The organism is Streptomyces sp. WMMB 322, from assembly GCF_900090145.1.
Classification (GTDB): domain Bacteria; phylum Actinomycetota; class Actinomycetes; order Streptomycetales; family Streptomycetaceae; genus Streptomyces.
Window position 1 is genome coordinate 74238 of record NZ_FMHI01000022.1, and the last position, 24067, is coordinate 98304.

The window sequence follows — 24067 nt, forward strand, 5'->3', positions numbered from 1 at the left end:
GCCGGGCACCTGCCGGATACAGGCCCGGTGGGAGGCGGTGGTACGCATGTCGCATGGAGCTTCGCGTGATGACGTTCAACCTGCGCTTCGCCGACTACGACCCCGCCGCCCCGCATTCCTGGCAGCAGCGCCGCCCCGCGGTGGCGGCCCTGCTGCGGGAGGAGGCACCCCACCTCGTCGGCACCCAGGAGGGACTGCACCGTCAACTGCGGGACGTTCACGAGGACTTGCAGCATTCCGGCAGGAGCTGGGACTGGATCGGCCTGGGCCGGGAGGGCGGCAGCCGGGGGGAGTTCATGGCGGTCTTCTACGACGCCGGCCGCCTGTACCCCGTGGAGTACGAGCACTTCTGGATCGCCCCGGACCCGTACGCGGTCGGGCAGAAGTGGCCCGGTGCCGGCTCGCCGCGCATGGTCACCTGGGTGCGTTTCTGCGACCGGGAGGGCGGCGGGGAGTTCTACGCCCTCAACACCCACCTGGACAACGTGAGCGAGGAGGCCCGGCTTGCGGGTGCCCGGCTGCTTCTCCAGCAGATGCGCGGACCCAAGGCCCCGCTGCCGCCGTTCGAGCCGGGCCTCCCGTGCGTCCTGACGGGCGACTTCAACGTTCCTCCCGTGCCGGGCGGCGGCGGTGTCCACGAAATCCTCGTGAAGGACGGCGGGTTGACCGACTCCTTCACCGCCGCGCCGGCCGGGCGGCGCGGCGAGGACCACCACACGTGGCACGACTACTCGGGCATGTCCGCGAGCGGATCCCGCATCGACTGGATCCTCACCTCGCCCGGTGTCCGCACGACCTCCGCCCGGATCAGCACCTTCACCCACGAGGGCCGGCACCCCAGCGACCACTTCCCGGTCGTGGCGACACTCGACCTCGGCAACGCCTGAGGGGCCGTCGACCGCACCTCCACCACGGGCCGCCGTACTGACGACCGGAGAACACGGCCCGAGTGCCGCACGGCATGCGGACGGTCCACGCACCGGCCCGTACCGCCCGGCATGCGCGGAAGGGGCGCCCCGGATCCGGCACCACCGCGGTTCCCGGCCTTCGGATCCCACTCCGGGGCCGGGAGCCGTCAGGTCACTGCTTGCGCAGCGTCGGCCGCAGCGCTTCGAGCACATCCGGGTCGTCGATCGTGCTGGGCACCGGCTCGTCGGTCCCGTCGGCGATGCTCCGCATGGACTTGCGCAGGATCTTCCCCGACCTGGTCTTCGGCAGCGCGGGCACCACGGCGACGTCCTTGAGCGAGGCCACGGCCCCGACCTGGTCCCGCACCAACTGCACCAGTTCGCTCCGGAGTTGTTCCTCGTAGCCCTCGCCGGTGGCGTCGATGCCGGACTTGAGCACCACGAAACCGCGCGGCACCTGTCCCTTCATCTCGTCGGCGACTCCGATGACGGCGCACTCCGCGACGTCCGGATGGCCGGCCAGTGCCTCTTCCATGCCGCCGGCGGACAGGCGGTGGCCGGCAACGTTGATGACGTCGTCCGTGCGTCCCATCACGAAGAGATAGCCGTCCTCGTCGAGGTAGCCGCCGTCTCCCGTGAGGTAGTACCCGTCGAAGGCCGACATGTAGGACTGCACGAACCGTTCGTCGTCGTTCCACAGCGTCGGCAGCGCGCCCGGCGGCATGGGCAGCTTCGCGACGATGGCACCGTTGGTGCCCGGCGGAACCTGCTTGCCCTCCCCGTCGAGCACCTGGATGTCCCAGCCGGGCAGCGGCTTCGTCGGTGATCCCGGTTTGACCGGCAGCAGTTCGATGCCTGCCGGGTTGGCGACGATCGGCCAGCCCGTCTCCGTCTGCCACCAGTGGTCGATGACGGGAATGTCCAGCAGTTCCGAGGCCCAGCGGTAGGTTTCCGGGTCGAGGCGCTCACCCGCCAGGAACAGGTACTTCAGCGACGACAGGTCGTACCGGCGGGCCAGTTCGCCGTCCGGGTCCTCCTTCTTCAGCGCCCGGAAGGCCGTCGGCGCGGTGAACATCGAGCGCACGCCGTACTCGGATGCCACGCGCCAGAACTGTCCTGCGTCCGGGGTGCCGACCGGCTTGCCCTCGTAGAGCACCGTCGTCGCTCCCGCCAGCAGCGGCGCGTAGACGATGTAGGAGTGCCCGACGACCCAGCCGACGTCGGAGGCGGTGAACAGTGTCTGCCCCGGCCCCACGTCGTAGACGTTGGACATGCTCCAGGCCAGCGCCGTGGCGTATCCGCCGCTGTCGCGCACGACGCCCTTGGGCTTGCCTGTGGTCCCGGAGGTGTAGAGGACGTAGAGCGGATCGGTGGAGCGTACGGTCACCGGGTCCGCCGGCGAGGCCGCCGCGCAGGCCTGCACCCAGTCCACGTCCGTCGCCCCCAACGCGGCCTCGGCCTGGGGGCGTTGCAGGATCACCTGGCGCGCCGGCGTGTGCGAGGCCATCTCGATCGCCTGGTCCAGCAGGGGCTTGTACTCGATGACGCGGGATCCCTCGATGCCGCAGGACGCCGAGACCACGACGGTGGGGGAGGCGTCGTCGATCCGCACCGCGAGTTCCTTCGCAGCGAACCCGCCGAAGACGACGGAGTGCACCGCGCCCAGACGTGCGCAGGCCAGCATCGCGACGGCGGCTTCGGGGACCATCGGCATGTAGATCACGACCCGGTCGCCCACGGAGACGCCGGCATCCCGCAGTACGCCCGCGAAGACGGCGACCTCGTCGCGGAGCCGTTCGTAGGTGTAGGTGGTCTTCGTGCCCGTGACGGGCGAGTCGTGGATCAGCGCCGCCCGGCTGCCGTGACCGGCCTCGCAGTGGCGGTCGAGAGCGTTGTGGCAGACGTTCAACTCCCCGTCGGGGAACCAGCGGTAGAAGGGCGGCCGTGAATCGTCCAGCGCCCGCGACGGCGCCCTGTCCCAGTCCAGCGCGCCGGCCGCATCCAGCCAGAACCTCTCCCGGTCCGAGACGCTCGCACGGAAGATCTCCTCGTAGTGGCCCACCGTGGTCCTCCTTCCGGGCGGCCCTGCGGCGCCGCCCGCTTGCCCGTTGTCGTCCGACGGTGAGCGTGCCCCGCCGGGACGGAACCATGGCCGGTGCCGCAGCCGGGGGTGTGCGGCCCGCCGCTCGTCGCCCGCCGATACGGGGACGATACGGCCGGGGAACGCGGCGGTCAGCCTCGCGGCTGCCAGTGGGCTGTGCGGAACGCTGTGCCGGCAGGGGACGAGCCGGTCGGAGGGAGGGGGCCGGTCGTCCCGGCGCGCGGGGGGAACGGCCGTCGGATCGCTCCCGTGCTGCGCCGGCCGGTGGTCGGCGCCGCCGGTCAGTCGCCGGAGGCGGGCATGCGGGCGTCGAGAAGGACGCTCACCGCGTCACGGGCCTCCAGGGCGGCCTCGGGCGATCCGCTGACCGTTCCCACGGTGATCGCTCCGTCGAACAGCACGATGATCTGGCTTGTCACGCGCTCGGGGTCGGGGACTCCGGTTCCCTCGACCAGGCGGCGGAAGATGGCGCGCAGTGCCGCCTTGTGCTCCCTGACGACCCGGGTGACGGACTCGGAGCCGCTGCCGAGTTCACCGAAGGCGTTGTTGAACGCGCAGCCTCGGAAGCCGGGTTGCTGGAACCAGGCATGGAGCCACTCGAACAGGGCGAGCAGCTGCTCCCTGGGCGTGTCGTAACCGGCGATGTGCTCCTCGATGGCGCCTCGTGCGATCTTGTCGCGGCGCCGCAGATAGGCCTCCACGATGGCGCCCTTGGACGGGAAGCACTGGTACAGGCGCTTGAGGGAGACCCCGGAGGAGTCGCGTATGCGGTCGATGCCGACGGCCTGCACGCCGTGCGCGTAGAAGAGGGCGTCCGCAGCATCCAACACCCTTGTGCTTGTTGGGACTTCGGTATCCATGGCCGCCTCTTCGACACTTGAAGAACCATCCTCGCGCACTGTACTCTGCGCGAGCGAGAACGGTCGTTCTCCAGCTGTTCGGCCAGGCGGGCCGCACCGGTCGAATGTCCGGTCGGCTGCTTGGGGGGCCGCCTGGACGAACGGCTCACCCTCGGCAGGCGGGGGGTGCACCGCTCCGCGCTCTCCCGCGCCATGCGGCGCATGGCGGGGGCGCGCGGAGCGGTGCGCGGGCTGTCCGCCGGCCAACTGCGGGCGCACTGCCGCGGCTTCGCCCGCGCAGGCAGGGCCCGGGGGAAGGAAGAGTGCGGTGCGATACGGCGTCAACATCCTCAACTTCGGCACGGGCACGGGCCCGGACACGCTGCTGCGCTGGGCCCGGTACGCCGAGGAACGAGGCTTCCACTTCGCGATGATCTCCGACCATGTGGCGGTCACGCCCGAGGTCGCCGAGCAGTACGAGGCGCCGTTCTACGACCCGTTCACGACTCTGGCCTGGCTCGCCGGGCAGACCGAGCGCATCGAGCTGGGCACCACGGTGACCGTGCTGCCATTCCGGCATCCCCTGCTGACCGCCCGCGTGGCTGCGAACATCGACAGGTTCAGCGGCGGACGCCTCATCCTCGGTGTCGGGGTGAGCTGGAGCGAGAGCGAGTACCGCTCGCTCGGCGTGGATCACCGCCGGCGCGGAGCGATCACCGACGAGTATCTGGAGGTCCTCGCCAAGGCCTGGCGGCGCGAGAACATCTCCCACCACGGTGAGTTCGTCTCCTTCGACGACGTCGCCACCGGCCCGTTGCCGGTGCGCATACCTCCGGTGTGGGTGGGGGGTGGCACCACGGCCGCCATGCGCCGCGCCGTCCGCCACGGGGACGCATGGCATCCGCTCAACCAGAGCATGCGCTTCTACCGGGACGCGGGGCTCCCCGCGCTGCGCCGCATCGCCGAGGAGGAGGGCAGGGCTGTACCGCAGTTCGCGCCGCGGCTGCCGCTGAGGCTTACGGCCTCGCCGCTGCCGGAGGAGACCCGCCTGGCCGGGCAGGGCACTCTGAGCCAGGTCAACAGCGACCTGGACGGGCTCGCGGAACTGGGCGCCACGCACGTCCTCTTCGACACCTACCGCGGTGAACCGGCCTCGATGCGGCCGCAGAAGGAGGACGAGGAGCTGCTGGAGACCCTCGCTGAAGACGTACTCGGCGATCTGCGGAGCTGAGCCCGGAAGGCGGCCTGCGCGACAGCTGAGCGGAACCGAGCATTCCGTAGAGTGGTGCGGGCAAGGGTCCGCGACATCCGCTGACACACGGAACCGAGGAGCCGAGGTACGCCACGTGAGCACGATCCCCGAAGTCACCCTGAACAACGGAATCCGCATGCCGCAGCTGGGCTTCGGTGTCTACCAGGTACCGGAGGACGAGACGCACGGCGTGGTGGCCTCCGCGCTGGAAGCGGGCTACCGCAGCATCGACACCGCCGCCCTCTACCGGAACGAGGCCGGCACCGGCCGCGCCCTCGCCGAGTCGGGAATCCCGCGCGAAGAGCTCTTCGTGACCACCAAGCTGTGGAACACCGACCAGGGCCACGACGCCGCCCTGAAGGCATTCGACACGTCTTTGGAGAAGCTGGGCCTGGACCACGTCGACCTCTACCTCATCCACTGGCCGCTCCCGGCGCGCGATCTGTACGTCGAGACGTGGCGGGCCCTGGAGAAGATTCATGCCGAGGGGCGGGCCCGGGCGATCGGCGTCTCCAACTTCCAGCCCGCTCACCTGCGCCGGCTCAGGGAGGAGAGCGACATCGTCCCCGCCGTCAACCAGATCGAGCTCCATCCGCGCCTCCAGCAACGGGAGTTGCGTGAGTTCGACGCGGGGCTGGGCGTCGCCACCGAGGCGTGGTCGCCGCTGGGCCGGGGCAACGGTGTGCTCGTGGACCCGGTCGTGACCGGAATCGCGGAGAAGCACGGCAGGAGCCCGGCGCAGGTGGTGCTGCGCTGGCACATCCAGCTGGGGAACGTCGTCATCCCCAAGTCGGCCACGCCGGCGCGCATCCGGGAGAACATCGACGTCTTCGGCTTCGAACTGGACGACGAGGATCTCGCCTCCATGGGAACCCTCGAGACCGGCGCGCGCGTCGGGCCGGACCCCGACACCTTCAACTGACCGGGCGCCGGACGGGCCTGCCTCGGGGCGTGAGTACGTCCGGCGAGGCAACGCTGCCCGGGACCGCGGGCGGCGGAACCGGGCGGCGCGTTCCGCTGCCCGGTTCCGCCGGGGTGTGTCAGAGCGACGGGCCCTGCGCCAACAGTTCTTCGATGCGGGCCAGTTCGTCGTCCCCGAAGCCGAGATTCCCGCACGCGGCGACGCTGTCCGCGAGCTGTTCCGGGCTGCTCGCGCCCACGAGGGCCGATGTGACGCTGTCGCGCAGCACCCATGCCAGTGCCATCTGCGCCAGCGACTGCCCGCGCTCACGGGCCAGTTCGTTCAGGCCGCGCAGCATCGCGACCGTCTCGGCCGTGATCTGCTCACCGCTGAGGAAGGGGCTCGCCCCCGCCGCACGCGACCCCTCCGGTACCCCGTCGAGGTAGCGGCTGGAGAGAAGGCCCTGAGCAAGCGGCGAGAAGACGATGCAGCCGGCTCCGACGTCCGTCAGGGTCTCCAGCAGGCCCTGCTCCGGCCCCCGGTCGAGCATCGAGTAGCGCGGCTGGTGAATCAGCAGCGGCGTGCCCGACTCCCGCAGGATGCGGGCTGCTTCGCGAGTCTGCTCCGGCGAGTAGTTGGAGATCCCGGCGTAGAGGGCCTTGCCCTGGCGCACTGCGCTGTGCAGTGCGCCCATCGTCTCCTCCAGCGGCGTGTCCGGGTCGGGCCGGTGCGAGTAGAAGATGTCGACGTACTCCAGACCCGTCCGGCCCAGGCTCTGGTCGAGGGAGGCCAGCAGGCTCTTGCGGGAACCCCATTCCCCGTACGGACCGGGCCACATGAGGTGCCCCGCCTTCGTGGAGACGAGGATCTCGTCCCGGTAGGGGCGCAGGTCCTGGTGGAAGATGCGGCCGAAGGCGGTCTCCGCCGCACCGGGCGGCGGACCGTAGTTGTTCGCAAGGTCGAAGTGTGTGACGCCCAGGTCGAAGGCACGGCGGACGATGGCCTGCTGGCGCTCCAGCGGCCGGTCGGTGCCGAAGTTGTGCCACAGGCCCAGGGATATCGCCGGGAGGCGAAGCCCGCTGCGGCCGCTGCGGCGGTAGGGCATCGTCTCGTAACGGCCGTCGTCGGCTGCGTACACGGAGTCTCTCCTCGGGTGTTGCGTGGCTTGTCGGAGGGGGCCCGGCCGGAGGGGGCCCGGCCGGAGGGGGCTCGGCCGGAGGGGACCGGTCCGGAAGGGGCGGCGACGGGACCGGCAGGCCGCGCTGTGGTGGACCGCTCCAGCCTCGCCCGCCACGGGCTGGGCGTCCAATAGAAGAAAGTGAACAGATTCAGCAGCTAGCCTTCTCAATCATGGAACTGCGGCATCTCGAGTACTTCGTCACCGTCGCCGAGGAGCGGCACTTCACCCGCGCCGCCGAGCGGCTCGTGGTCTCCCAGTCCGGCCTGTCGGCGTCCGTGCGGGCGCTGGAGCGGGAGCTGGGCGCCAAGTTGTTCGTGCGGACCACCCGCAGTGTGGAGCTGACCGGGCCCGGCAGGGCACTGCTGGACGAGGCGACCCGCACGCTGGCGAGCGTCCGCGCAGCGAAGGAGGCCGTCGCCGCGGCGCAGGGGCTCCTGCGGGGCACCCTGTCCGTCGGCACCGAGCAGTGCATAGCGGGTGTACACGTGCCGCGGCTGCTGGCCCGCTTCCGTGCGGCGCATCCGCAGGTGGAGATCCGGTTGCGGCAGGCCGGTTCGCGCCGGCTGGCCGAGGACGTCGGCGCCGGCCGGCTGGACCTCGCCTTCGTGGCCCTGTGCGGCCCGCCCCCGCAGGGCGTGCACCTCACGCCGCTGACCGGGGAACCGCTCGTCCTGCTGTGCCACCCGGGGCACGCACTCGCCGGAGGAGAGGCGGCGCGATGGGCGGAGCTCAAGGGAGAGGCGCTGGTGGACTTCCAGCCCGACTGGGGCGTGCGGCAGCTGACCGACCGCACCTTCGCCGCGGCCGGCGTGGAACGGCAGGTCGCCCTGGAGGTCAACGACGTGCACAGCCTCATCGAACTGGTCGAGCAGGGCCTCGGAGTGGCCGTCGTACCGCGCCACTTCGCACGCAAACCCCAGGCCGCGGGCGTGTGCGCCGTGCCGCTGGCGGAAGGGCCGCAGCCGGTGTGGGAGGTCTCGCTCGCGCGCCCGACGGGGGACGCGGCCAGCCCCGCCGCACGGAAACTCTGCGCCCTGCTGGACCTCCAGCGCAGCGAGGCGGACAAGCCCCCGTCGTGACGCGGAGCGCCGCCGCCCCGCTCGGGCCCCAGGCCCAACAGTCGTGCGGGCGCGCAGTGTTGACCGGTGCCGTCGCCGTGGACACCATCGGTGACCTGCCGCGTCCGGGAACGCACACGACCCACTCCTCCCGCGGTACCCCACGCCGGACCGGTGCCCGGGAGGGCCGATGACATCCGCAGAACCCGCCGACCATCCGGCCGCCGCCGGACCGGAAGGCCCCGGGCCTGCGCCGGAGCACGGACACCCCGGCAGCCCGCTCTCCCGGGCCGCACGCCTCTCCCGCCGCCGCTTCCTCACCACGGCCGCCGCGGGCGCGGCCGCCGCCGGCACCGACGTGGGGTCACCGGGCTCCGCCGCCGCGGTTCCGTCCGCCGCGCTCTCCGGCTCCGCCTCCCGCGTCACGCTCTCCTTCACCGCCGCCACGAACGGCGCGGCCACCCTCGCACCCGGCGGCGACCGGCTCGTCGCGGAGGTGCAGAACATCCTGTGGTCCGTGCCGCGCAAGGGCGGACGCGCCGTGCCGCTGACGGATCCCGAACTCGAGCCGACCCGCCCCGAGTTCTCGCCCGACGGCAGTCAACTGGCCGTCTGCGCCTTCAAGGGCGGCCAGTTCCACCTGTGGACGCTGCGCCCGGACGGTTCCGGACTGCGGCAGCGCACCCACGGCCCCGGGCGGTCCGTTACCCGCGGGCCGGCGGGAGCCTGTTGACTGGGGGCGTGGACTGCATCTTCTGTGACATCGTCGCCGGCCGCCGCGAGAGCCACCGCGTCCTCGAGGACGAGTTCGTGGTGGCCTTCCTCGACGTGCGGCCGCTCTTCCCCGGCCACACTCTCGTCGTACCGCGTGAGCACCACGAGACGCTGACGGACCTGCCCGCCGGCGGCGTGGGCCCGTTCTTCGAGCGGGTGCAGCGCATCACCGCCGCCGTGGAGGCCGGCATGGAGGCGGCCGGTTCGTTCGTCGCGGCGAACAACCGGATCAGCCAGTCCGTGCCGCACTTCCACACGCACGTCGTCCCCCGCAATCGCAAGGACGGTCTGCGCGGCTTCTTCTGGCCCCGCACCCGCTACGGCAGCGAGGCCGAGGCAGCGGCAGTCGCCGCCCGGCTGCGCTCCGCGCTGGGGGAGTGAGCCGGAAGATCCCCCGGTGCGGCGGTGCAGCAGGTTGCTCCGCCGGTCACCGGGGGCCGTGCCGGGCCTACTTGGCGTCCGCGTAGCACTCCACGACGGCTGTGCTGAAGGCGAACCGCACGGGGGTGTCGCCGAAGGCCGCCCGTCCCGCCCGCTCTCCCGCGTCGGTGATCGCCTCGGCGACCTGCTCCGCCTGTTCCGCGGGACAGTGCACGATCACCTCGTCGTGCTGGAAGAAGACCAGCTCGGCCGGCGAACCTGCCAGGTTCTGGCGCAGCGCCGCCAGCATCAGCACCGCCCAGTCGGCCGCACTTCCCTGCACCACGAAGTTCCTCGTGAAGCGCCCCCGCGCGCGTGCCGCGCCCGAAACCGCACCGGACCCTGCAGGGGGCCCGGGCGGTCTCTCGCCGCCGCTTTCCCGGATGCTCTCCGACTCCGGCCCGGTGCGCTCCCCCTCCCCCTCCCCGTCCCCATGCCCGTCGCCGTCCGCGGGCCCGGCGGGCGGACAGGTGCGGCCCAGATGCGTACGCACCAGCCCGCCCTCCTCACCGGCCCTCGCAGCGTCGTCCACGTAGGCGACTGCGAGGGGGAAACGCCGGCGCAGCGCTGCCATGTTGCGCAACCCGTCGCCGCTCGTCTGTCCGTACACCGCGCCGAGCAGGGCGAGTTTGGCCTGCGCGCGGTCCCCGCCGAACGCCCGCTGCGACAGCGCCGTGTACAGGTCCTCGTCGCTGCCGGCGAGCGCCATCAGCCCGGGATCGCGCGAGACCGCCGCGAGCACCCGCGGCTCCATCTGCCCGGCGTCGGCGACGACCAGCCGCCATCCCGGGTCGGCGACGACAGCGCGGCGAACAACTTTCGGGATCTGCAGCGCGCCGCCGCCGTTCGTCGTCCAGCGGCCCGACGCCGCACCGCCCGGCACGTACTCGGCGCGGAAGCGGCCCTCCCGCACCCACGAGCGCAGCCAGGACCAGCCGTGTGCGGTCCACAACCGGTAGAGCTTCTTGTACGCCAGCAGCGGCTCGACCGCCGGATGATCGACACGGCGCAGCTCCCACGCCCTCGTCGAGGAGAGCTTCACGCCCGCCTGCGCGAATGCCCGCAGCACGTCCGCCGGCAGATCGGGACGCACCCGCATCCCCGGTCCGAACGCCGCGGACACCTCCTCCTCCAGCTCGGCCAGCCGCCGCGGAAGGCCGTCGCCGCCGTACCGCTCGCCGAGCAGCTCCTCCAGCAGCTCGCGGTGGACGTCCGCCCGCCACGGCACCCCCGCCCGCCCCATCTCCGCCGCGACGAGCGTCCCCGCCGACTCACCCGCCAGCAACAGCCTCATCCGCTCGGGGTGTTCCGCGGCCGTGGTGCGCTCCAGCTGTGCCGCGTACGCCTCCAGGAGCGCCGTCATCGGCTCGACGCCCTCCGGCAGGGGTGTGGGGCCCGCGTCGAACAGCGACGGCGCCGCCTCGGCGCCCCGTGAGGCTGCCGGAGGGTCAGACGGTACGGGCAGCCCGTACAGACGGGCCCACGCCGCGGCAAGGGAGCGGGGCGCGCCGTGCCGCCCCTCGTGCGCGAGCAGCAGCGCCTCCGCCGTCTCCACGTCGTAGCACCGCTCCACGTGGACGCCCGCGTCGGCCAGCCGCGGATGCACCGCCGCACTCGACCGCCACACCCACCGTGCGACGCCGGGACGGGAACGCACTGCCGATACGCAGGACTTCTCGGTGCGCACGGGCCCCGCCGGCTTCCCGTCACCACCCAGCGGGCAGACCTGTGCCCGTCCGTCGTCAGTCTCGGCCAGCGCCCACCGCACCGCCGTGCCCAGGTCACCGGTCATGTGGGGAGTCTTCCACCGGGCACTGACAACGCCTCGCGCCCCGTGACGCTCACGGGGCGCGGGACAGGTGAGGGCCGGCGGCCTGAGGACGGGCCCGCCTACCGGATGGACTTGATCAGTTCACCGTCCGGCGTGTCACCGCTGAGCTCCCACACGAAGGAACCGCCGAGGCCCTGCTGAGCGGCCCAGTCGCTCTTGCTTCCGATGGTCGCCGGGGTGTCGTAGCTCCACCACTGGCTGCCGCAGTGTGCGTACGCGGTGCCGGCGACCGTACCGGTGGAGGGGCAGCGGCTCTTGAGCACCTCGTAGTCCTCGATGCCCTGTTCGTAAGTCCCGGGGGCGGGTCCCGTCGCGGTACCGCCCGGCTGCGACTGGCTCACGCCGTCCCAGCCGCGCCCGTAGAAGCCGAGGCCCAGCAGGAGCTTCTCCGCGGGCACGCCCATTCCGGTCAGCTTCGAGACGGTGGCCGCGGCGTTGAAGCCGTCCTTGGGGATGCCGTCGTAGCCGGTCAGCGGGGAGTGCGGCGCGGTCGGCCCCTGAGCGTCCCAGGCGCCGAAGTAGTCGTAGGTCATGGGCAGATACCAGTCGGCGTACTGTGCGGCTCCCGCGTAGTCGGCCGCCTCCAGCTTGCCCCCGGCCGACGCGTCGGCGGTGATCGCGGCCGTCACCAGCTTCTCCCCGCCGAACTTCGCGCGCAGCGCCTTCATCACCTCCCTGAAGGCACCAGGGCCGCTCTCGTCGCAGGAGAGCCCGCATGCGTTGGGGTACTCCCAGTCGATGTCGATGCCGTCGAACAGCCCCGCCCAGCGCTCGTCGTTGAGCAGCTTGTGGCAGGAGTCCGCGAAGGCCGCGGGGTTCTTCGCAGCCTCACCGAAGCCGCCGGACCAGGTCCAGCCGCCGAAGGACCACAGCACCTTCAACTCCGGGTGTTTCTGCTTGAGTTTGAGGAGCTGGTTGAAGTTGCCGCGCAGCGGCTGGTCCCAGCTGTCGGCCTTCCCGTCGACGCTCTGTTCGGCGGTGTAGGCCTTCTCGTAGTCGGCGAATCCGTCGCCGACCGTGCACTTTCCGCCCTGCACGTTGCCGAACGCATAGTTGATGTGCGTGAGTTCGGCGGCGGCTCCCGAGGTCTCGATGTCCTTGACGTGGTAATTGCGCTGGTAGACGTCCCAGTTGGCGAAGTAGCCCACCAGCTTTCCGCCCGCCTGCTGCTGGCCCTTCGCGGGCTGTGCGGCCGCGTGCGCACCTGCCGCGGGGGCCGCGGCCGCGCCGGTTCCCGGGAGCGTGAGCGCGAGGACGGCCGCGAATCCGGCGGCGGCGAGGACGAGAGGGCGGCGCCGGGGTGCGGGAGGAGCGGGTCTGCGTCGTCGTACGAACAGTCCGGTCATGGCTCTCCTCAGGGGAGTTGGGGGAGACGCTGCTGAAGGCCCCTCGGTGCGGGCCGGGATGACTGACCGCCACCAATGCGACGGCAAGGCAAGCTATCGCCGGAATGTAGAAGGACTAGACCAGTGTGTCAATGGTTTGTACCAATCGGGTTGTCCCTCGCGCAGGGCGGCTCCAGTTCTTGCCGCCGGTGACGGGATGCCGCCCATCGGGCATAATTTTTTCGCCGCAACCCCTGGTCAGTCCCCGTCGCAACCCGACACGGCGTCACAGGCGAAGCGGTCTCGCGCAGGGCCCGGCCCCCGGCCGTGGTCCTGTTACGGCGGCGCCATCCACACCCCGGACCGCCGCCGCAGCCCCCGAACAGGAGGAGAGCGTCGTGATGCCTCAACACGGACCCCAGCCGGTCCAGCGTCAAGTGCCCACACAGGAAGCCCGTGACCTGCTGGCCCTCGTGCGCGAACTCGTACAGCGGGAGATCCGCCCCGACGCGGGCGACGAAGAGGCAGCGGGCCGCTTTCCGCGTGAGATCTTCACGCTGCTGTCCGAATCGGGGCTGCTGGGACTCCCGTACTCGGAGGAGTTCGGCGGTGGCGGCCAGCCCTACGAGGTCTATCTCCAGGTGCTCGAGGAACTGGCCGCGGCGCGGCTGACCGTCGGGCTCGGCACCAGCGTCCACACCCTCTCCTGCCACGCGCTCGCCGTCTTCGGGACCAAGCAGCAGCGCGCGGACCACCTCCCCGCCATGCTCGGCGGCGGCACCCTGGGCGCGTACTGCCTGTCCGAACCCTCCTCCGGCTCCGACGCGGCCTCCCTGCGCACCCGCGCCACGAGGGACGGCGACGAGTGGGTCCTGGAGGGCACCAAGGCGTGGATCACCCACGGGGGAGTCGCCGACTTCTACACCGTGCTCGCTCGCACGGGCGGCGAAGGACCGCGCGGCATCACGGCGTTCCTCGTGCCCGGCGACGCCGGCGGCCTGAGCGCGGCGGCGCCCGAGCGCAAGATGGGAATGAACGGATCACCCACCGCACAGGTCCACTTCGACGGCGTACGCGTAGCCGACGCACGCCGCATCGGCGAGGAGGGCCAGGGCCTGACCGTGGCGCTCTCCTCGCTGGAGTCCGGCCGGCTGGGCATCGCCGCATGCGCTGTCGGCGTCGCACAGGCCGCCATGGACGAGGCCCTCGCGTACATGCTCGAGCGTGAACAGTTCGGCCGGCCCATCGCCGACTTCCAAGGCCTGCGCTTCATGATCGCCGACATGGCGACACAGATCGAGGCGGGCCGTGCCCTGTATCTGAGCGCCGCGCGCCTGCGGGATGCGGGAGTCCCCTTCGGGAAGCAGGCCGCCATGGCGAAGCTGTTCTGCACCGACGCCGCGATGCGCGTGACCACCGACGCCGTGCAGCTCCTCGGCGGATACGGCTACACCGCCGACTTCCCTGTCGAGCGCTACATGAGGGAGGCCAAGGTCCTGCAGATCGTCGAGGGCACCAACCAGATCCAGCGCATGGTGGTCGCCCGTCAGCTCGCGGGCCCCGAGAGCCGCCGCTGACCCGCGGCGGCACGATGCCCCTGCCCGCCGGAGCACGGCGCCCCCGCATCCGCGCGGGGGCGATACCGCTAGGGCCTGTCCGGCGGTCTTCGCGGGCTCGCGACTCCCGGCACCGCACCTCGCCGCGTTGTCGGGATCGCCCGAATACGCCCAGTATGAGGACGACCCTCCGCCTTGCGATGCGTCCCCTCGCTTTCGCGGGGGAGGCCCCATGCGCCGGACGCCCCTCGCTGATCCACGAAGATCCGCCGGGCAGCCCCTAGACCGCCGCCTCCACGTCCTCGACCACCTTCTTGTCGAGTGCCGCACGCACCAACGCCGCCGCGAACCGCGCCCGGTCACGTTCGGTGACAAGACCGGCCAGCTTCGAGGGCGAGGCGGGCAGACCCAGCCGCTGCGCGCCCTGCTGTGCCTTCTGGTCGATGTACGGGCCGAACTCCGGCCACACCTCCTGCGCCTCCCGCAGGAAGATGTCGACGCCCGTGGGTCCGATCCCCGGCACCTCGCGCAGCAGCTGTGCGACCCGTCCTTCTCCGCGCATGCGCCGCAGGTCGCCCTTGTACTTGCGCAGCAGCAGCTCAGCGCCGTCACCGAGCTGGGTGGAGGTGCGCTCGTCGTAGCGGCGGTAGCCGCCCACACCGAGGGCGTCCACCCGCTGCTGCCACGTCGCTTCCGCCATCCGCCGGGCATCCGTCATGCCGGCGTCCGAGAGCGCCCGGGCCGCGGCGACGGCGACGTCCGCGCGGATGCGGGCGGAGAGCAGCATCGAGAGCACCAGCAGCCGGTACAGCGGCGACGGGGTGTCCCGCAGCTTGATGCCCGCCTGCTCGGCGTACGTACGGCCGTGCGTCTCCAGCAGCGCCCGGACCGTCGCCCGGTCCGAGGACCGCCGCGCCGGTTTCGTCCCCGGCCTGCTCTGCGTCTGTGTCATGGGGGCCTCGCTCGTGTCGATGCGGTGCCTTCGGAGACGACACGAGTGCCCAAGGACGGCGCTGTATCCACCTGCCGGGCGGCGAAGACACGTCCCGGGGGGAGGCCGGCCGCTCTGCCCCCGCCGGCTAGGCGTCTCCCATCAGCGACAGTGTGCGCCGGCCGCCCGCATGCGAGAACGGCTGCCGCCGCCAGTCCAGCCCTTCCGGAAGCGTCAGCAGCGCCGTCAGCCCGTGTTCCTGGACCGCTTCACCGTCACCCACCGCCGCCTCGGCCGCGGCACGACCGGAGCCCTGGCAGACCGTCAGCCCGAACGGATTCCACGGCGAGGCGCACAGCGCGTGCTCGGGGAGCCTGTCCTCCTGCGCGAGAAGCGCGATCGGCCGGCCGCAGTCCGGGCAGGTCACCCGGACGATGTCGAAGGTTTCCTCCTCGTACGCCCCCTCGGCGGCCGTCTCCTCCCGTACCGCCACGGCGGCCTCCTCGGAAGTACGGACCCGCTTCTCAGTGCGCATGCAAATCCCCCTCATGTGGACCTGCCGGGCATCGTGCCCCGGCCTCAGCAAGCACTTCCCGTGGCGTCATTCGCGTAATCGCCGCACGCCCGGGGACACGGGAGCATCGATGTGGCCTTCGTCACACGCCGGGCTCCGACGTGCGCTCCTCCCTGCGCCCGCTGTGCCCGAGTGCGCCCGGCACAGTAGGTTGACCTGCTGTGGAGGAAGTGGATCGCCAAATCGTCGAGCTGCTCGTCAAGGACGGGCGCATGAGCTACACCGACCTGGGCAAGGCGACGGGCCTGTCGACCTCGGCCGTGCACCAGCGAGTGCGCCGGCTCGAACAGCGCGGTGTCATCCGCGGATACGCGGCCCTCGTGGACCCGGAGGCCGTCGGCCTGCCGCTCACGGCCTTCATCTCGGTCAAGCCCTTCGACCCGAGTGCGCCCGACGACATCTCCGAACGCCTCGCGGAGGTACCGGAGATCGAGGCGTGCCACAGCGTCGCAGGCGACGAGAACTACATCCTGAAAGTCCGCGTCGGCACGCCCATCGCCCTCGAACACCTCCTCGCCCGCATCCGCACCCTCTCCGGCGTCTCCACCCGTACGACGGTCGTCCTCTCCACCCCGTATGAGGCGCGCCCCCCGTCCGTCTGACCCGCCCGGTGCCCGCCGGCGGCGGAACGGGAGACTTGTCGCCATGAGCGAGCGCACCGCCACCGGGCACGAGAACCGCACCGTCCTGCTCCGCGGCGGGGAGGTGCACAGCCCCGCGGACCCCTTCGCCACGGCGATGGTCACGCAGGGCGGCAGCATCGCCTGGATCGGCTCCGAAGGGGCCGCCGACTCCTTCGCCGACGGAGTCGACGAAGTCGTCCATCTCGAGGGCGCGCTCGTCACCCCCGCCTTCACAGACGCACATGTGCACACCACTGCCACGGGGCTGGCCCTGACGGGCCTCGACCTGACCGGCGTCGCCACACTCCGCGACGCTCTGGCCCGCATCCGCGGCTACGCCGCATCGCGGCCGGGCGACCGGGTCCTCATCGGTCACGGCTGGGACGCCACGCACTGGCCCGAGGGCCGTCATCCCACCCGTGCGGAGCTGGACGAGGCCACGGGCGGGCGGCCCCTGTATCTCTCCCGCACGGACGTGCACTCGGCGCTCGTCTCGACCTCGGCCCTCGAACTTGTCCCCCGCATCGCCGAGTTGCCCGGGTTCGCCGACGACCGGCCCCTCACCCGCGACGCGCACCACGCCGTACGCGAACAGGCCCACTCCACCCTCACACCGGCCCGCCGCGCCGAGGCCCAGGAGGCGGCGCTCGCCCACGCCGCTTCCCTGGGCATCAGCGACCTCCACGAGTGCGCAGGCCCGGGCATCTCCAGCGAGGACGACTTCACCGCGCTGCTCTCCCTCGCCGCGCAGGGCGACGGGCCCCGCGTGCACGGTTACTGGGCACAACCCGTCACCTGCGAGGCCGACGCCGCCCGAATCCGCGCCCTCGGCGCCGTCGGGGCCGCCGGTGACCTCTTCGTGGACGGCTCCCTCGGCTCCCGCACGGCGCACCTGTGCGCGCCCTACGCCGACGCCGACCACACCGGCAACGCCTATCTCGACTCCGCAGGCATCGCCGCCCACGTCGCCGCGTGCACCGAGACCGGTCTCCAGGCCGGCTTCCACGCCATCGGAGACGCGGCGCTGATGGCCGTGACCGACGGCGTGCGGGCCGCCGCGGAACGCGTGGGTACGGACCGGGTGCGCGCGGCACGCCACCGCGTGGAGCACGCCGAGATGCTGAACGAGGAAACCATCGCCGCGTTCGCCGAGTTCGCCCTCACCGCGTCCGTACAGCCCGCCTTCGACGCGGCCTGGGGCGGTCCCGGCGGCATGTACGCGGCGCGGCTCGGCCAGGAGCGTGCCGCCGGCCTCAACCCGTACGCGGCGCTGCAGCGCGCCGGGGTGCCTCTTGCCTTCGGCTCCGACAGCCCCGTGACGCCCTTGGGCCCCTGGGCGGCCATCCGGGCTGCCGCCTTCCATCGCACACCCGGGCACCGCATCTCCGTGCGCGGCGGGTTCACCGCGCACACCCGCGGCGGGCGGCGCGCGGTCGGCTCCGACGAGGCGGGGGTGCTCGTCCCCGGCGCACCCGCCGATTACGCGCTCTGGCGTACCGGTGAACTGGTCGTGCAGACGCCCGACTCGCGCGTCGCCAACTGGTCTACCGACCCCCGCTCAGGGACCCCCGGCCTGCCCGATCTCACGCCCGGCGGCCAACTGCCCGTGTGCCTGCGGACGGTGGTGAGGGGAGTGACGGTCCACGAGCGGCCGAACGAGTGATGTATGAGTGTCCGTTACACGCCGCCGACGGGCCCTCAGGCTGTGACCGCCGCGCTCCCTGCGCCTGACTGACCTGCTGATTCGGCGAAACGCCGCAGGTAGCGTCGCTGTTGACAGCCGATGCCCGGCGACGGGTAGGTTCGGCCAGGTCCACCACAGGACGTCCGGCCAGCCGTTCCCCGCGCAGTCGTCGAACGCCGCTGGGCCAGGGGGTGGTGTACCGCACCGGGACATCACCACTGGGAGCCAGGTCCAGCGCCAGCGGCACGGGGGTTGAAAGGTCGAGGCTGGCCGGCGGGTGTGACCCGGGTGGGGCCCGGATGCTCAGTAGACAACGGCTCTCGGTCGACTCGCAGCCAGCGGGTCCCAGGTCGGCCCGAAGGGCACCGGGCCCCGACCCGCAGATGTCCCCGCGACTCGCGCCGTGCGATCACCGGGCTGGCCGCCGCATTCCGCTCCTGTCCCGCCGCCCTGCCGCATGCGCTCCCGGCTCACCGCTGCCTGCCGTCGGCGCCTCCCGCCCTGCGGGCTCGGAGGCCTCGGGGCGCCGCGGCCGCAGCACATCCCCTGGTCCGCTGCGGCATTCCCTGCCCCGCCCCCGCGAAGGCGCACCGCCGTTATACGGTCGCTTCACCACCGCACGACCTGCAGGAAGGGCGCGACCTTGCCACCGGGTTCCGACACCACCGCCGAATCCGCCGCCGGCGGCCAGTCCGCCGACCGGCCGCACGGTCCGGAGGAGTCGCCGCGCACCAGGGGCCCGCAGAGCGGAAGCGGAACCGCGGGCCGGGACGGGGCCACCGCCACGGCGGCACAGCAACCGCCCGTTCCTGCGGACGCCCGGCCCGTCAGCGGCGACGCCGCGGCTGCGGCAGCGCGTCGGGGCGGCAGGCTGTCACGGTTTGGCACCCTCGTCAGGCGCGAAGCGGCCCGCACAGCGGCCGCCGCCCTCGCCGGCCTCGCGCTGGCCCTCGCCTTCCCGCCCTACGGTCTGTGGCCGCTGTCGCTGCTGACGGTCGCCGCGCTCAGCCTGCTCACCCGCGGCCGGACCGTCCGCCAGGGGGCCTGGACGGGATTCGCGTTCGGGTGGCCCTTCTTCGTCATGCTGCTCAAGTGGCTTCACGTGGTCGGATGGGACGCGGTCCTGGGGCTCGCCTTCATCGAGTCGCTGTTCGTCGCGGCCCTCGGTGCCGCGCTCGCCGCCACCTCCCGGCTGCCGCTGTGGCCGCTGTGGGGCGCCTGCCTGTGGGTCGCCGAGGAATGGGCCCGTGACCGTGTGCCTTTCGGGGGCTTCCCCTGGGGGCGGCTGGCATTCGCCAATACCGGGTCGCCCTACACGCCGCTCGCCGCGCTGGGCGGGGCGCCGCTGGTCACCTACGCCGCGGCGCTGACGGGCACCGCCCTCGCCGCGGCGGCGCTCGCGCTCTGGCACCTGCGCGGCGTGCGGGCAGCAGGCCGGACTCAGCAGCAAGAGCACGGGAAGCCGGAGCCCGGAGCTACGTCTGCCCCTGCCCGGACGGGATCCCGCCGTCCGCTGGCGCCGCTGCTCTCCTCACTGGCCCTGGCGACGCTCGTGACCGCCGCGGGGTACGCCGTGCCCGTGCCCACCGCTGCGGACGACACGGCGGACATCGCTGTGGTGCAGGGCAATGTGGAGCAGCCGGGGATGAACTTCCTCGGCCGCCCCATGAAGATCCTCAACAACCACGTCGACACCACCCTCGACCTCGCACGGCGGATCAAGGCGGGGAAGGCCGAGCAGCCCGACCTGGTCATCTGGCCGGAGAACTCCTCCGACCTCGACCCGTACCGGTGGCCCGAGGCCCGCGAGCGCATCGACGAGGCCGCGAAGGCGGTGGGCGTCCCCATTCTGGTGGGGGCCCTCGTCGACCATCCGGGCACCAGGGGGTACGTCGAGAACCAGGGCATCGTGTGGGATCCGGAGAAGGGGCCCGGTGCTTCGTACACCAAGCAGCACCCCGTGCCCTTCGGCGAGTACGTGCCCTTCCGCGACGAGCTGAGCAAGGTCATCACCCGCCTTCAGCAGATTCCCCGTGACTTCTGGCCCGGCGACCGCACGGGCGTCCTGCAGACCGGGCCCGCCCGCCTCGGCGACGTGATCTGCTTCGAGGTCGCCTACGACGAGATCCCCCGGGCCACCGTCAAGGACGGAGCCCGTGCCCTGGTCGTCCAGACCAACAACGCCACTTACGGCAGGACGGGCCAGCCCGAACAGCAGCTGGTGATGTCCAAGCTGAGGGCGGTCGAGCACGGCCGCGCCGTCGTCACGGCCGCCACCAGCGGCATCAGCTCCGTCGTCGGCCCCGACGGCACGATCAAGCAGCGCACGCAGGAATTCGAGCGCGACGTGCTCAGCGCCAGGCTTCCGCTTCGTGACGAGATCACCTTGGCCGACCGCGTCGGCGCCGTACCGGAGTGGGTGATCGCTATGGTGGGCGTTCTCGCCTGTGCCGCGGCCTGGTACACGGGCCGGCGCAGCCGGACCGGCCTCCGGTGGACACGGCGGACGGGGAAGGTGCAGCAGACCGATGCACAGCGGAAGCAAGAGGGGCAGCAGCGGTGACGGACGGCGGACAGGCGCGGCAGTACGGCCCGCTCGGCACGGTTCTGGTGATCATCCCGACCTACAACGAGGCCGGCAACATCGAATCCGTCACCGCCCGCGTGCGTGAGGCTGTGCCCGACGCGCACATCCTGGTCGCCGACGACAACAGTCCGGACGGCACCGGCGAGATCGCGGACCGGCTCGCCAAGCAGGACGAGCACGTCCACGTACTGCACCGGCCCGGCAAGCAGGGCCTCGGTGCCGCCTACCTCGCAGGCTTCCGATGGGGCATCGACCACGGATACGGCGTACTGGTGGAGATGGACGCCGACGGATCCCACCAGCCCGAGGAGCTGCCGCGCCTGCTGACGGCGCTCAAGGGCGCCGATCTGGTGCTCGGTTCGCGGTGGGTCCCGGGCGGACGGGTCGTCAACTGGCCACGCTCGCGCCGTCTTCTCTCCCGCGGCGGCAGCGTCTACTCGCGTGTGATGCTCGGCCTGCCGCTGCGTGACATCACCGGCGGCTTCCGCGCCTTCCGCAGCGAGACCCTCAAAGGGCTGGGGATGGACGATGTGGCCTCGCAGGGCTACTGCTTCCAGGTCGACCTCGCGAACCGGGCGGTCAGCGCCGGCTATCACGTCGTCGAGGTGCCGATCACGTTCGTCGAGCGGGTGCGGGGCAATTCGAAGATGAGCCGCGACATCATGGTCGAGGCCTTGTGGCGGGTGACCGCCTGGGGCGTCGAGGGCCGCGTGAAGCGGGCCCTCGACCGCAGGCACACTTGAGGCATGACGAGTCGCGCACCGTACCCGTTCGAGCCGCCTCACGACGAGCAGGGCTCCGGCCGCTCCACGAGCGGGCGGCAGGGCCCGGGTGGCCCCCGTCCGTCACGCACACGCAGGTTCCTGCCTCTGGCGGTGGCGGCGTGGGCGCTCCTGGAGATCTGGCTGCTGATCCTCATCGGCGAGGCCGTGGGCGGCCTCGCGGTGCTCGGACTGCTGGCCGCCGGTTTCGTGCTCGGCGTCTTCGTCATCAAGCGTGCCGGTCGCCGCGCGTGGCAGCGGCTCACGGAGAGCATTCAGCAGGCCCAGCAGGCCGCCCAGAAGGGGGAGGCCCCGCCTGAGGGGTCGGAGAGCTCCCGCGGCGGCAACGCGCTGACGATGCTCGGCGGACTGCTGATCATGGTGCCGGGTGTCATCTCGGACGCGCTGGGCCTGCTGTGCATCTTTCCCCCGACGGCAGCCCTGATGAGGCGCACCGCCCAGCGTCATCTGGAGCGGCGGTCCGGATTCGCGCCGGGCACCTTCGGCGACGCCTACCAGCAGGCCCGCAGGGCGGAGAACCAGATGCGCATGCACAGGCCCGACGGCAAGGTCGTCGAGGGCGAGGTCGTCCGCGACGACGAGCCGCCCTCCCGCTAGCTCCCTGAAGTGGTGCGGACCCGCCCGTACCACCGGGACCCTTCTGTACACACCGGAGCGCGGGCCGTGACCAGTAGCAGGTCACGGCCCGCGCCGCGATGTGTGGATCCGCTGGGTCCGAAGGCGCGTATGCCGCGCGCTTACGCGGACTTGCGCTTGTTGTTGCCGTCGCGCGGATGTACCGCGAGGTTCATCGTGCCGGACCTGAGCACGGCCAGCCGTTCCGCGAGGACCTCCTCCAGCTCCTCGCGGGTGCGCCGCTCCATGAGCATGTCCCAGTGCGTACGTGCGGGCTTGCCCTTCTTCTCCTCCGGCCCCTCGCCGTCCACAAGGAGTGCCTGTGCACCGCACACCTTGCACTCCCACTCCGGCGGGATCTCGGCCTCGACAGAGAACGGCATCTCGAATCGATGCCCGCTCTCACATGCGTACTCCACGGCCTGGCGCGGTGCCAGGTCGATACCGCGGTCGGTCTCGTAGCTGGTCACCACGAGTCGCGTGCCGCGAAGAGCTCGCTCACTCATGAATCGTGCCTCCCGGGCTTCTCGCCCACAGGACAGGTGTCGCTGTCGTCGTCATCTGCTCAACGTCCGGTCGGCGGTGAAGATTCCCGAATAGGGAGATGCGTCGCCCGTCGTGCCGCCCTTCGTGTACCCACCAATGACCGGTTTGTCACAACTGACAGGAGATGTAACCCAGCGTTCCCATCTCTTTGGCATGCAGTAACGGTCCATCCGGCGAGCCGAGGGCGTACACTACCGCGCCGCCGCCCCAAGTTCTAAATCCGGTCGGGCCGTGGGTTGCCCGCCGCGGCCGCCGCCCGCTCCACCGGTACCCGCAGCAGCAGGACGAAACCCAGCACGAAGAAGACCACCAGCGAGATGATTGCAGCCCGGTAGCTCTCCGTCAGCTGATAGGCGAGTCCGAAGACGAGCGGGCCGAGCCAGCTGGTTCCGCGATCGCTCACCTCGTACAGCGAGAAGAACTCAGCCTCCTTGCCCGCCGGTACCAACTGCGAGTACAGCGAGCGGGAGAGGGCCTGACTGCCCCCCATGACGAGGCCGATCCCGGCCGCGAGGGCGAAGAAGAAGACCGGCGCCCCGGCGGGCAGGAAGTACCCTGCGCCGACTATCGCCGTCCACGCCACGAGCGAGCCGAGCACCGTGCGCTTGGCGCCGTGGCGGGCCGCCAGCCGGCCCATCAGCAGGGCGCCCGCCACCGCGAGCACCTGGACGAGCAGCACCGCACCGATGAGCGTGGTCTGGTCCACGCCCAGTTCCTCGGAGCCGAAGACCGACGCCTGGGTGATCACCGTCTGCACCCCGTCGTTGTAGACGAGGTAGGCCAGCAGGAAGAGCATCGTCAGCCGGTAGCGGCGCAGTTCACGGAACGTATGGCCGAGCTGCCGCCATCCGCTGAGCAGCGAGACGCGCGAACCCGCCACCGCCCCGGGTCTCTCCCGCAGCCGCAGCAGCGGCACCACTGTGAACACCGCCCACCACACGCCGGCGGAGGCGAGGCAGATCCGCACCGCGGAACCTTCGGAGACCCCCAGCTCCTCGTGCTGGAGGAACAGCGCCAGGTTCCCCACGAGCACAACCGAGCCGGCCGCGTAGCCGAATGCCCAGCCGCGGGAGGAGACCGCGTCGCGCTCCTCGGGCGTGGCGATCTGCGGGAGGAAGGCGTTGTAGATGACGGCGGAGGCCGCGAACGAGACGTTCGCCACGACCAGCAGCACGCCCCCCAGAACGTAACGGTCGCCCTCGAGGAAGAACATCCCGGCCGTGGCGCCCGCGCCCAGGTACGCGAAGACCCCCAGCATCGGCTTCTTGCGGCCCGTACGGTCGGCGACCGCCCCCGCCATCGGCAGCACCAGCACCGACAGCAGAACCGAAAGCGAGACGGTGTAGGCGAAGTAGGAGCCCGCGCGCACCGGGAGGCCCAGCGGATGCACGTAACCGTCCCCGTCCGCGGCCGACTTGGCGACCTCCGTCAGGTACGGGCCGAGGAAGACGGTCAGGACGCTGGTGGAGAAGACCGAGTTCGCCCAGTCGTAGAAGTACCAGCCGCGCTGTTCACGGCGGCGGTCGGCCGTGCCGTCCCCGGTACCGGTCACCACAGCAGTCACTGCCCTGCCCCCTCGT

Annotated in this window: 20 protein-coding genes and 1 pseudogene; 12 read left to right on the plus strand and 9 right to left on the minus strand. The window is 71.7% G+C overall.

Annotation, left to right across the window (positions count from 1 at the left end; all coding sequences use genetic code 11):
- The first annotated feature begins 53 nt into the window (after positions 1-53).
- Positions 54-887, plus strand: a complete 834-nt coding sequence (locus tag H180DRAFT_RS26330) for an endonuclease/exonuclease/phosphatase family protein (RefSeq protein WP_079100428.1) — start codon at positions 54-56, stop codon at positions 885-887.
- A gap of 193 nt (positions 888-1080) precedes the next feature.
- Here H180DRAFT_RS26330 and H180DRAFT_RS26335 read toward each other — a convergent pair whose 3' ends face one another.
- Entirely contained in the window at positions 1081-2970 is a 1890-nt protein-coding gene (locus tag H180DRAFT_RS26335; RefSeq protein ID WP_055488648.1) for a propionyl-CoA synthetase, read from the minus strand.
- Positions 2971-3290: 320 nt separating this feature from the next.
- Positions 3291-3869, minus strand: coding sequence for a TetR/AcrR family transcriptional regulator (locus tag H180DRAFT_RS26340; protein ID WP_055488649.1), 579 nt, complete (start codon positions 3867-3869; stop codon positions 3291-3293).
- A gap of 307 nt (positions 3870-4176) precedes the next feature.
- On the opposite strand from H180DRAFT_RS26340, the gene H180DRAFT_RS26345 reads away from it, so the two are divergent.
- The gene (locus H180DRAFT_RS26345; protein WP_055488650.1) at positions 4177-5079 is read left to right on the plus strand and encodes a TIGR03619 family F420-dependent LLM class oxidoreductase; all 903 of its coding nucleotides are present in this window, start codon (positions 4177-4179) and stop codon (positions 5077-5079) included.
- A 115-nt stretch (positions 5080-5194) separates the two neighbouring features.
- A complete protein-coding gene (locus H180DRAFT_RS26350) occupies positions 5195-6022 on the plus strand; it encodes an aldo/keto reductase (protein WP_055488651.1) in 828 nt (275 codons plus the stop codon).
- Between the two features lie 118 nt (positions 6023-6140).
- On the opposite strand, the gene H180DRAFT_RS26355 is transcribed toward H180DRAFT_RS26350, so the two are convergent.
- A complete protein-coding gene (locus H180DRAFT_RS26355; RefSeq protein ID WP_107097777.1) occupies positions 6141-7106 on the minus strand; it encodes an aldo/keto reductase in 966 nt (321 codons plus the stop codon).
- 245 nt (positions 7107-7351) lie between these two features.
- Between H180DRAFT_RS26355 and H180DRAFT_RS26360 the strand changes: the two genes are divergently transcribed.
- From H180DRAFT_RS26360 to H180DRAFT_RS26370, 3 genes and pseudogenes are all read left to right on the plus strand, one after another.
- Positions 7352-8260: a LysR family transcriptional regulator gene (locus H180DRAFT_RS26360; protein ID WP_055488653.1), complete on the plus strand. Its 909-nt coding sequence runs from the start codon at positions 7352-7354 to the stop codon at positions 8258-8260.
- 169 nt (positions 8261-8429) lie between these two features.
- Positions 8430-8933, plus strand: a pseudogene (locus tag H180DRAFT_RS26365) (TolB family protein); the annotation flags it as partial.
- A 47-nt stretch (positions 8934-8980) separates the two neighbouring features.
- Complete coding sequence (locus H180DRAFT_RS26370) at positions 8981-9394, plus strand: HIT family protein (protein ID WP_055488655.1); 414 nt, start codon at positions 8981-8983, stop codon at positions 9392-9394.
- A 67-nt stretch (positions 9395-9461) separates the two neighbouring features.
- On the opposite strand, the gene H180DRAFT_RS26375 is transcribed toward H180DRAFT_RS26370, so the two are convergent.
- Positions 9462-11225, minus strand: coding sequence for a bifunctional 3'-5' exonuclease/DNA polymerase (locus H180DRAFT_RS26375; protein WP_055488656.1), 1764 nt, complete (start codon positions 11223-11225; stop codon positions 9462-9464).
- 98 nt (positions 11226-11323) lie between these two features.
- A complete protein-coding gene (locus H180DRAFT_RS26380; RefSeq protein ID WP_055488657.1) occupies positions 11324-12610 on the minus strand; it encodes a glycoside hydrolase family 18 protein in 1287 nt (428 codons plus the stop codon).
- 380 nt (positions 12611-12990) lie between these two features.
- Between H180DRAFT_RS26380 and H180DRAFT_RS26385 the strand changes: the two genes are divergently transcribed.
- A complete protein-coding gene (locus tag H180DRAFT_RS26385; protein WP_055488658.1) occupies positions 12991-14166 on the plus strand; it encodes an acyl-CoA dehydrogenase family protein in 1176 nt (391 codons plus the stop codon).
- Between the two features lie 259 nt (positions 14167-14425).
- Here H180DRAFT_RS26385 and H180DRAFT_RS26390 read toward each other — a convergent pair whose 3' ends face one another.
- Together H180DRAFT_RS26390 and H180DRAFT_RS26395 are read right to left on the minus strand one after the other, a co-directional pair.
- Positions 14426-15097, minus strand: a complete 672-nt coding sequence (locus tag H180DRAFT_RS26390) for a hypothetical protein (RefSeq protein WP_055488659.1) — start codon at positions 15095-15097, stop codon at positions 14426-14428.
- A 127-nt stretch (positions 15098-15224) separates the two neighbouring features.
- On the minus strand, positions 15225-15611 hold the full coding sequence (locus tag H180DRAFT_RS26395; RefSeq protein ID WP_055488660.1) for a hypothetical protein: 387 nt from the start codon (positions 15609-15611) through the stop codon (positions 15225-15227).
- Between the two features lie 200 nt (positions 15612-15811).
- Here H180DRAFT_RS26395 and H180DRAFT_RS26400 point away from each other — a divergent pair, with 200 nt between their 5' ends.
- The 5 genes from H180DRAFT_RS26400 to fxsA all read left to right on the plus strand — a co-directional run bounded on the left by H180DRAFT_RS26400 (position 15812) and on the right by fxsA (position 21923).
- A complete protein-coding gene (locus tag H180DRAFT_RS26400) occupies positions 15812-16252 on the plus strand; it encodes an Lrp/AsnC family transcriptional regulator (protein ID WP_055488661.1) in 441 nt (146 codons plus the stop codon).
- A 43-nt stretch (positions 16253-16295) separates the two neighbouring features.
- Positions 16296-17936 carry an amidohydrolase gene (locus H180DRAFT_RS26405; RefSeq protein WP_055488662.1) on the plus strand — a complete coding sequence of 547 codons (1641 nt, stop codon included), beginning with the start codon at positions 16296-16298 and terminating at the stop codon, positions 17934-17936.
- A 664-nt stretch (positions 17937-18600) separates the two neighbouring features.
- Positions 18601-20520: an apolipoprotein N-acyltransferase gene (lnt, locus tag H180DRAFT_RS26410; protein ID WP_055488663.1), complete on the plus strand. Its 1920-nt coding sequence runs from the start codon at positions 18601-18603 to the stop codon at positions 20518-20520.
- Positions 20517-21287 (plus strand): polyprenol monophosphomannose synthase, encoded by a 771-nt coding sequence (locus H180DRAFT_RS26415; RefSeq protein ID WP_055488664.1) that lies wholly within the window; start codon positions 20517-20519, stop codon positions 21285-21287. Before lnt ends, H180DRAFT_RS26415 begins: the two co-directional genes overlap by 4 nt.
- Before the next feature lie 3 nt (positions 21288-21290).
- Positions 21291-21923, plus strand: a complete 633-nt coding sequence (gene fxsA, locus H180DRAFT_RS26420) for an FxsA family membrane protein (RefSeq protein ID WP_079100429.1) — start codon at positions 21291-21293, stop codon at positions 21921-21923.
- Positions 21924-22063: 140 nt separating this feature from the next.
- Here fxsA and H180DRAFT_RS26425 read toward each other — a convergent pair whose 3' ends face one another.
- Positions 22064-22447 carry an RNA polymerase-binding protein RbpA gene (locus tag H180DRAFT_RS26425; RefSeq protein ID WP_028434437.1) on the minus strand — a complete coding sequence of 128 codons (384 nt, stop codon included), beginning with the start codon at positions 22445-22447 and terminating at the stop codon, positions 22064-22066.
- 254 nt (positions 22448-22701) lie between these two features.
- A complete protein-coding gene (locus H180DRAFT_RS26430) occupies positions 22702-24051 on the minus strand; it encodes an MFS transporter (protein ID WP_055488665.1) in 1350 nt (449 codons plus the stop codon).
- Between the last annotated feature and the right edge of the window lie 16 nt (positions 24052-24067).